Origin of the sequence: Robertmurraya korlensis NBRC 107688 (assembly GCF_001591645.1) — a bacterium.
Classification (GTDB): domain Bacteria; phylum Bacillota; class Bacilli; order Bacillales; family Cytobacillaceae; genus Robertmurraya_A.
The window spans coordinates 1-1,086 of the sequence record NZ_BCVH01000057.1; the positions used below are offsets into that span (position 1 = coordinate 1).

1 protein-coding gene and 1 pseudogene are annotated in these 1,086 nt (G+C 39.5%); both read left to right on the forward strand.

The genetic code is table 11. The features are described from left to right. Positions 1–482: IS110 family transposase (locus tag BKO01S_RS25105; protein ID WP_269748579.1), on the forward strand; the 482-nt coding region annotated here is incomplete at its 5' end. A gap of 48 nt (positions 483–530) precedes the next feature. Next, positions 531–944, forward strand: a pseudogene (locus tag BKO01S_RS25110) (transposase); the annotation flags it as partial. Positions 945–1,086 lie beyond the last annotated feature (142 nt).

Below are 1,086 nucleotides of genomic sequence, written 5' to 3' on the forward strand. Positions count from 1 at the left end.
TGAATTATAACCAAAATGAAAAGATTGCTCAAATCACTTCTCAGACTCTTATTATAAGTGTAGATATTGCGAAATTCAAGCATGTCGCACGTGCTAGAGGAATGGAGTTTGGTTCTCCTTGTTATTTTGATAATACCAAGCTAGGATTTCAACTATTTCTGGATTGGATCAATCAATTAAAACTAGAACAACACATGGAAAAAGTAATCGTAGGGATGGAACCTACCGGGCACTATTGGTTGAATCTAGCTCATATTCTTAAAGAGAATCATTATTTCACTGATCAGTACTTATTGGATCATTTACGAAAAGCAGTTAGTCGGAGTGTAGGAATAAACAAAATAATAGAGTTAAAACAAGCAGCAAAAGAGTCCATCGGACTGTGCCAAGGTTCTAATATGGCCAAATTAGAACTGGCCACTCTGCTTGATAAATATGATCTGATACAAGAGAATCGAAGAACTAGATCAGAAGATAGATAACTTGATTGAACATATCCCTGGCATTCAGCGAATGTTAGCCATCAAGGGAGTGGGAGAGATACGGTTGCCGGTTTCTTTGCAGAAGTGGGAGATCTACAAGAGTATTCGCACCCGAGACAAATCATAAAGTTAGCTGGATTAAGCTTGAAAGAGAACACTTCTGGCAAGCTTAAAGGGCAAACAAGGATTACTAAAAGAGGGAGGAAGAAACTAAGGGCTCTCCTCTTCAGGGTGTGTATGATTTTGGTCGCGAAGAACTCGGCCTTTAAAGCGCTGCACGCCTATTACACGCAGCGTCCTGATAATCCTCTAAAGAAAAGGCAGTCTCTGATAGCTCTGTGCAATAAGTTAATTCGTATTTTCTTTGCCATTGGTAAGAAACAATTTGAGTTTAGTGAAGAGCGAATGTTACAGGATATCCCTCATATGAGAGCAAACATAGAAGTTGAAAAAGCCGCTTAATTCAGTAGGAACAGTAAAGTAGAAAAGAGTTTTAAGTGATATAAATCTCGTACATTTGAAGCACGGATTAGTCAGAGTCAGCAAAGCAACTAAACTTCGGGCAAGGACCCTGTGGGGCAGCATGACTGACATCCACCTCATG